At 41.1% G+C, this 7,610-nt stretch carries 9 protein-coding genes and 3 pseudogenes; 5 read left to right on the top strand and 7 right to left on the bottom strand.

Features of this window, described 5'->3' with window-relative positions; all coding sequences use genetic code 11:
• Positions 1–52: 52 nt before the first annotated feature.
• From WAZ74_RS02885 to WAZ74_RS02870, 4 genes are all read right to left on the bottom strand, one after another.
• On the bottom strand, positions 53–469 hold the full coding sequence (locus tag WAZ74_RS02885) for a 3-hydroxyacyl-CoA dehydrogenase NAD-binding domain-containing protein (protein ID WP_422305606.1): 417 nt from the start codon (positions 467–469) through the stop codon (positions 53–55).
• Positions 470–557: 88 nt separating this feature from the next.
• Positions 558–1,874 carry a GntP family permease gene (locus WAZ74_RS02880; protein WP_422305604.1) on the bottom strand — a complete coding sequence of 439 codons (1,317 nt, stop codon included), beginning with the start codon at positions 1,872–1,874 and terminating at the stop codon, positions 558–560.
• Between the two features lie 169 nt (positions 1,875–2,043).
• Positions 2,044–3,318 carry a histidinol dehydrogenase gene (gene hisD, locus WAZ74_RS02875; protein WP_422305602.1) on the bottom strand — a complete coding sequence of 425 codons (1,275 nt, stop codon included), beginning with the start codon at positions 3,316–3,318 and terminating at the stop codon, positions 2,044–2,046.
• 114 nt (positions 3,319–3,432) lie between these two features.
• A complete protein-coding gene (locus tag WAZ74_RS02870; protein WP_422305600.1) occupies positions 3,433–4,419 on the bottom strand; it encodes a LacI family DNA-binding transcriptional regulator in 987 nt (328 codons plus the stop codon).
• Between the two features lie 151 nt (positions 4,420–4,570).
• On the opposite strand from WAZ74_RS02870, the gene WAZ74_RS02865 reads away from it, so the two are divergent.
• The 4 genes and pseudogenes from WAZ74_RS02865 to WAZ74_RS02850 form a co-directional block, all read left to right on the top strand.
• Positions 4,571–4,882: a transposase gene (locus tag WAZ74_RS02865; protein ID WP_422305598.1), complete on the top strand. Its 312-nt coding sequence runs from the start codon at positions 4,571–4,573 to the stop codon at positions 4,880–4,882.
• 29 nt (positions 4,883–4,911) lie between these two features.
• Complete coding sequence (locus tag WAZ74_RS02860; RefSeq protein ID WP_422305596.1) at positions 4,912–5,421, top strand: DDE-type integrase/transposase/recombinase; 510 nt, start codon at positions 4,912–4,914, stop codon at positions 5,419–5,421.
• A complete protein-coding gene (locus WAZ74_RS02855; protein ID WP_422305594.1) occupies positions 5,400–5,591 on the top strand; it encodes a hypothetical protein in 192 nt (63 codons plus the stop codon). Before WAZ74_RS02860 ends, WAZ74_RS02855 begins: the two co-directional genes overlap by 22 nt.
• A 25-nt stretch (positions 5,592–5,616) precedes the next feature.
• Positions 5,617–5,841: pseudogene (locus WAZ74_RS02850) on the top strand (IS3 family transposase); the annotation flags it as partial.
• A gap of 38 nt (positions 5,842–5,879) precedes the next feature.
• On the opposite strand, the pseudogene WAZ74_RS02845 reads toward WAZ74_RS02850, so the two are convergent.
• A pseudogene (locus tag WAZ74_RS02845) lies at positions 5,880–6,131 on the bottom strand (IS3 family transposase); the annotation flags it as partial.
• Between WAZ74_RS02845 and WAZ74_RS02840 the strand changes: the two are divergent.
• Positions 6,129–6,516, top strand: a pseudogene (locus tag WAZ74_RS02840) (hypothetical protein); the annotation flags it as partial. The pseudogenes WAZ74_RS02845 and WAZ74_RS02840 overlap by 3 nt on opposite strands.
• Positions 6,517–6,568: 52 nt before the next feature.
• On the opposite strand, the gene WAZ74_RS02835 reads toward WAZ74_RS02840, so the two are convergent.
• Positions 6,569–6,871, bottom strand: coding sequence for a helix-turn-helix domain-containing protein (locus tag WAZ74_RS02835; protein ID WP_422305592.1), 303 nt, complete (start codon positions 6,869–6,871; stop codon positions 6,569–6,571).
• Positions 6,864–7,220, bottom strand: a complete 357-nt coding sequence (locus WAZ74_RS02830; RefSeq protein ID WP_422305590.1) for a type II toxin-antitoxin system RelE/ParE family toxin — start codon at positions 7,218–7,220, stop codon at positions 6,864–6,866. The genes WAZ74_RS02835 and WAZ74_RS02830 overlap by 8 nt, the downstream gene beginning before the upstream one ends.
• Positions 7,221–7,610 lie beyond the last annotated feature (390 nt).

The following is a 7,610-nucleotide window of genomic DNA, read 5'->3' as shown; positions in this document are numbered from 1 at the left end:
CGCTGGTTATATCATTACAATAATGAGCGCCCTAACATGGGTAATGGCGGCTTTACGCCGATACAGAAACTGAACCACGCAGCTTAATTCTATTTGTTAGGTGTCTTAGGTTTGGGATGGTTACCCTGGCAATCACCACATCGTCTTCAATTAACGCTTCCAGTCTGCCATATAACTCTTTTTTTAAATCTAAAATCTCAGGGATAACCTCAATAATAAAAGTTGCCTCCGCAACCGCTTCTTCAAGAGAAGGCGTAAACTGGACACGTTTTCTAATTTCGTTCGCTTGTTCGGATGTAAACAGCTCATTTTCAGTCATTACCTTGAGCTTATTGTTTAAGCCTTTAACAGCGTTTGCAATATCATGCTCATCGATGCCATATACGTTTACGGTTTGATTGGCCCATGCTGCTGATAAAGCAATTGAATGCCCCATCGTCCCAGCACCAAGAATTGTAATATTTTCCATCCTCTGTACTCCTTTATATTTGGATTGTATAACACAGACTACCCAGCAAACCTTTAATTACAATGTTTGCTGGGTAGTTCGGAGTTTTTTATAATCCAAATGAGAATAATATAACGGCAAGTACGGCCCCAACCAAAGGAACTACAACCGTCAATGCACCAAATGCAGGGTACGCATCCTTGTGTGTTTCACCTGCGATTGAGCGAATTGTAGTAACGACATAGCCGCCCTGTGGCATTGAGTCTAGTGAGCCTGAAGCAATGGAAACTGTTCTATGCAAGGCTTCGGGGTCAACGCCCATATCCAAATAGTGTGGCGCAAGCAATGGCAAGGCAATGGCTTGTCCTCCCGAGGAGGAACCCGTTAAGCCTGCGATAACAGCTACTGCAAGTGCACCTCCAATTAGTGGGCTTCCTGGAATGCCAGTCATGACATCAACGGCTGCTGCAAAAGAAGGTGTCGCTTTGACTACTCCACCAAACCCGACTACCGCTGCCGTATTAGCGATAGCGATAACAGCTCCGACAGCACCTTCACCAAAAGCATGACCAATATCTCGGAAATACTTTCTATTGAGGAAAAAGGTTGCTGCAATTCCGCCGCTTAATGCAATGATTAATGCAGAAGTTCCAAGTGAGTTGTGGAAAAGAAAAGAGATACCTAAGACTACAAATAATGGAACCATACTAAGAAAAGGGTTTGGCAGTTCTGTACGTTCCTCTACAGAAGGATCAGTTTTCCGAGCTATAAAGCTCTCTCCTTTTACCATCGCTTTGGAGATCATTCTCTTTAGCCACCAGTAGCCAAATATCATCATAAACAGTGCGACAATAATACTAACTTGCCATCCCGCATATGGAGAGGTTCCTAAAAACTCGATCGGAATCCAGTTCTGTATTTCCGGTGAACCTGCAGAAGTCATCGTAAATGTAGTAGATCCAAAAGCAAGAGTTGCCGGAATAAAGCGACGTGGTAAGTCAGCCTGTCTGAATAGGCTCAGTGCCATTGGATATACGGAAAAGGCTACTACGAATAAGCTAACACCACCATAAGTCAAAACAGCACAGGCCATAACAACGGCTAAAGCTGCCCGCTTCATACCAATCTTGCTAACAATCCATTTTGAAACACTGTCAGCTGCGCCACTGTCCTCCATTACTTTACCGAAAATTGCTCCGGTTAGGAACATCAGATACCAAGAAGCGATAAAGCCTGTGAAACCAGTCATATAATTGGTTAAAAAATTGACTGATCCATCTGCAGCGAGCTGAGGAAGTAATGGCAAGCCATTTAAAACTGCTACAAACAATGCAGTCAACGGAGCTGCAATAAGCAAGTTCATTCCACGCATTGTCAAAATTATTAATAAAACCAAACCACCGAACATTCCGATCATACCAATCATTGAACAACCTCCTGTAGTCCTCAGATTAAATAATTTGGTGGTGTATCAAAAAGTATGCTGAAAGAGCCAATCTTAAAGTTACAAGTTCCTTTACTCTTGATTTCAATAAGACTTTACTCAGTAAAGATTCATTATCTTCCAAGCAGCATACTCTTTAGAACACCATCAATTATTTCTTGCCGTATCTTCTAACTCTAAGAAGCGCTTGTTCTGCGTGTCCTGCGAAGTTTTCAAGCTGGCATAAGCGTGCTGCGTATTCACCAATATACGCACTCGCTTCTGGTGTCACTTTTTGATAAGTAACTGTTTTAATGAATTTCCCGACCCATAGTCCGCCAGTGTAACGAGCAGAGCCTTTTGTCGGTAAAGTATGGTTTGTGCCGATTACTTTATCTCCATATGCAACATTCGTTTCTGGCCCTAGGAACAAGCAACCATAATTAGTCATATTTTCAAGGAAATAATCAGGATTTTCTGTAAGAATTTCAACATGTTCGAATGCTAATCGATCCGCTTCAATACGTGCCTCTTCTATTGAATCGACTAATATAATCTGACCATAATCGTCCCACGAAACGCGCGCAATATCGGCTGTTTCCAATGTTTCTAACTGGCGTTCAATTTCTTTAACAGTTTCATTAGCAAGTTTTTGAGAAGTGGTGATCAAAGCACCTGGTGAATTTGGTCCATGCTCTCCCTGACCCAAAATATCTATCGCTACCATTTCAGCATCTGCTGTATGATCCGCTACAATTAGTGTTTCAGTTGGCCCAGCAAATAAGTCGATCCCAACACGACCATACAACTGGCGTTTTGCTTCAGCTACAAACGCATTTCCAGGACCGACAATCATGTCGACTGAATCAATTGTCTCAGTTCCAATAGCCATCGCTGCCATCGCTTGAATTCCACCAAGCAAATAGATTTCATCCGCTCCCGCAAGTGACATTGCCGCAATCGTCGCATTCGGAACTTCGCCATTAATCGGCGGTGTACATGCAATAACCCGTTTGACGCCAGCGACTTTAGCCGTCAACACGCTCATATGTGCAGACGCAACCATTGGATAGCGACCACCTGGGATATAGCAACCTACGCTGCTAACTGGGATATTTTTATGTCCAAGAATGACACCTGGAATGTTTTCAACTTCAACATCATGCATTGAAGCTAATTGGGCTTCTGCAAATTCACGGATATTTTTTTGAGCGAATTTGATGTCATCAATTACATCAGCTGGAACTTTAGAAACGATGTCATTGATTTGATTTTGCGATAGACGGAAAGATTCAGGCTCCCATTTATCGAAGGTTTTTGAAAGTTCGCGAACAGCTTGATCGCCCCGTACTTCAACATCTTTTAAAGCATCTGCAACAATTTTTGAAACTTTAGAATCATCAGCACTTACGTCTTCTTGTGATCTTCCTGCTTTTAAAATTTTCATAATATTGATTTCCTTATCTTTATTAAATGCATACGTATGCAAATATATTCTGCATTCGTATGCATTTCGATGTTTTTATAGAATGAATTAATTTATAATCATTGTCAATAAATATTATGCTGTTTCTCGTTCAATTAGCATACCTTCTATCTCAACAGCTTCCGCTAAACCTGTATATTCAGCTATCTCAGACAATAGATAGGTTACTGTTTTTTCTACCATTTCTTCGATTGGCTGTTCCCAAGTTGTTAATTCATAAACAGGCCATGAAGACATACCAATATTGTCAAAACCGATAACTTTAACTTGTTCCGGCACTTGAACGGCTTGTTTCCGCAAAGCATCTAGAACACCTAACGCCATAATATCGTTCGCTACAAAAAAAGCCGAAGGCAAGGTTTTATTCTTAATGATGTTAAGGACTGTTTCATATCCACCTTCATATGTGTAGTCTGAAGAATACTTTGTACAGCTCAACTTGTTCTGAGTCAGTACTTCTCTAAATCCTCTCTCACGCTCTAAACTAGTCGATGTATTTTCGTTACCCGAAATATATGCTGCATCCTTTAAACCTTCTGTTATCAAGTATTGCGCTATGACACGTCCAGCATTCAAATTGTTGCAGCATACCGAATAAAAATTTGACTGGCTTAGTTTACGGTTAAAGAATACTAATGGAATACGATTTACCTTAAAATTCTCCAATACATCCAATGACATCGTCGCATCGGTGATAATAACTCCAGCAACATGGTAGTTTAGTAAGATCTCAATATCTTCTGCTTGTATTTCACTACTATTGGTATGAACAAAAAGTATGCTGTAACCAAGTTTTTTAAATGAGTTTGTAAATTGAGTTAAAACTTGAGGATAAAATGGATTTTTCACACCTTTCATTACTAAACCAATAATTTTTGTTCTATTGGTAATCAAACTTCTGGCAAATTCGTTAGGGCGATAACCTAGCTCTTCCGCTGCAGCCAATACTTTTTGACGTGTTTTCTTAGAAACATTAGCACCTTCAAAATATACTCGGGAAACAGATGACTGCGAGACACCTGCAAGCTTTGCTACATCTTTTGCATTAATTGTAGATTTCATTTAATTCAACCTTTCCTCACTAATCTTTAACTATAGTTTAGATCATATCCGCTGGTCTAAGTGAAATAAAGTGCCAAGATTATATTGTAGTGGCATAATTAAATTGGACAGCGCATAAGAGGTTTATACTAACCCAAGGAAGGAAACTAGTATGACCACCAAACGTAACCAATACACCCGAGAATTCAAACTTGAAGCCATCAGCTTAGTCGTTGAACACAACCGCCCCATACCCGGTGTGGCAAGCTCACTGGGTATTGGCAAATCCACCCTACAGAAATGGCTGACTCAGTATCGGCAAGAAATAAATGGCAAAGCACCTAAAGTCGGCAACGCCTTAACAGATGAGAAGAGAGAGCTACAGGAACTGCGTAAACAGGTTAAGCGGCTGACTATGGAGCGCGAAATCTTAAAAAAGACTTCTGCTCTGCTGGCATTGGACAGCCTAAACGGCTATCGCTAATAATCCAGCTTGCAGAGCAAGATAAAAGGGTGAATAAAAACCTTCTGTGCAAGCTATTTAGCGTGATGAAGAGCAGTTACTACTATGGACTAAAGCCCAAGCCAATTAGCCTTGAAGCCGTCAAAACCAAAGCCTTAATACGCCAAATATTTAACGACTCAAATCGCTCAGCAGGGGCTCGCAACGTTGTTGCCATACTAATGAATGAACATAATATAAAGCTCACTCACTATATGGCGGGGAAGCTCATGGCGCAGATGGGGCTTAAAAGCTGTCAGTTAAAGACGCATAAATACAAGCATGCTGACGAGGCGCATAAAACGTATAACAATATCTTAAATAGAAATTTTAGTCCAACAACGCCCAATCAAGTCTGGACGGGTGATGTCACTTATATTCGTATCAAGGGTGGCTGGAGTTATTTAGCTGTGGTTTTAGATTTATATGCCCGGCGTGTGGTGGGCTTTGCGGTATCAGACTCCCCTGACAGCGTGCTGACCACTAAAGCGTTGCAGATGTGGCGTATCACAGCAGACTGAAACCCAGTGGCGTGTTGTTTCACTCTGATCAAGGCACCCATTACACCAGCAAGAAGTTTGCTGAATCTGTCGCGAGTTGTAATGGTATGACGCAAAGCATGAGCCGTCGTGGAAATCCACTACGGGCACAGCCCTCCGCCTTGCACTCGGGCAAAGAAGTGCTTTGCTAATCCTCGCTCATAGGACAACGCGCCAACTGAACGATTCTTTAGAAGCTTTAAAACAGAATGGATGCCAAAGGGCGGTTATGAGAATATCGCTGAGGTTAAAAGTGCCATTGTTGATTATATCTGGGGCTACTATCAAAGTGTGAGACCACACCGTTTTAATGATTATTTGCCACCAGCAGAAAAAGAGAAACGTTACTTTAATCAAAACCTCTTATCAGCTGTCCTAAATTATTTGACCACTACACTTTGAGCGGGCAGTAATAAGTCAATCTCAATGGTTGAGGCTTATCTGTTGTAATCATCAATAACGTCAAACAGTCTAAAGGTACGACCATCAGTTAAGGCATCATGCATAAAGTCTATGCTCCAGCTTTGGTTAGGCGCTACAGGTACAGCAAGTAGTATTGGTTTAACACGCTTAATGCAGCGCTTAGGTTTTATTCTAAGGTTTAATTCAAGCTCGCAGTAGATGCAATATACCCGCTTATGGTTGTATGGCAGTCCCAACACATTGCACATGCTTAAGAAGCATAAGCTAAAGATGTTATGCATCAAAGTGATAGAGGTGTTCAGTAGTTATCCATTCGTTATACTGATAAAATGACAACATTCGGTGTTAGTGCCTCTGTGGGCACGACTGGTGATTCATACGACAATGTTTTAGCGGAAACGGTCAACTGGCTTTATAAGTCTGAGGTGATTGAATATCTAAAGCAGAGCTGGACTGGCGTTAATGACGTCAAATTAGCAACCCTTAAATGGGTGGCACTTCGAGCACAGCTCTCGTCTTGCGAAGCTAAATCGATTGTTAACGCTTATCAGGTTTAATAAAACCCGTTTGCATAGCACGATTGGATATGTGTCACCCTTTGAGTTTGAAAAACGCTATTATGATAGTTTAACCCTGTCAGGCATCGCTCCCTGACTCAAGTTAATCAGTCTCCGACACTACCGGGGTGGTTCAGTCTTAGGATACTTCAAACATTGAAGCCAATATGTTTTCCTGTTGGAAGTTCAACATCAATACGGAGTTTACCACCCATCGCTTCGACATATTTTTTCATGGTTGAAATCTTAAGATCATTACCACGATTTTCTATTGCTGAAAGAGATGGTTGTTTGATTCCAAGTGTTTCAGCAAGCTCTTTTTGAGAGAGCTCTAATTCTTCACGAATAAGATAAAGCTGACTTTCTAAAAGTAGGTTATCAGCCATTTTTTGGATACGAGCTTGGCTCTCTAGAGAGCGGTTAGCTAATAGATCTTGTAGAGTTTTAGCCATTAGATTGACCTCCTAATGTTGAGAGATGAAGCTCATATTGTTGGTCTGCAATCGCTAGCATCTCTGTATAGAATCGTTTTCTACCACCTTTATCACCAATGCAAAGCACAATAGCCTTACGTGATGGATCAAATGCAAAAAACGCTCGGAGTGGTTTACCTCGGTGCTGAACACGTAGTTCTTTCATATTGGTAAATTTAGAGTCATACACGGTATCAACTAAAGGACGACCCAAGCTTGGTCCTTGTTGCTCTAGTACCACCAGAGCAGCAAGGACTTTCTCTTGCATAGATTCTTCTTGTTGTTCAATCCATTCATTAAATAACTCTGTTGTGATGACTGTCCACATATTACAACCATAATATAGATTATAGTCTATATTATAAAGCTAATGGAGACATTTTTCAAATGAAAATCAGTGACTTGCTAGAATTTTTGTTCAAGTTCACTCGGCTATACCCTAACGTAGCTAGTAATTTACATCCCTCAAGTCAATTTATGGACCACTTAAAATAGACCGGCTCAATCGAACTACTTATAACAGACTGCTCATCTATTGCGTTACGCATCTTAGAACCACACGATCGTTATCACAGAGCCACCTCATAGCTAGTACTACGCCCCGAAGCCTCAGATTTTTTTAGCATCCCTTTCTCTATCAAATCATTGATATCCCGTAGCGCTGTGTCTATAGAACACTTGGTTATCACTGCCCACTTCTTGGTAGTCAACTTGCTAT

Source organism: Psychrobacter sp. (genome assembly GCF_049295055.1).
Taxonomy (GTDB): Bacteria; Pseudomonadota; Gammaproteobacteria; order Pseudomonadales; family Moraxellaceae; genus Psychrobacter.
This window is presented reverse-complemented; position numbering and strand designations above follow the sequence as displayed.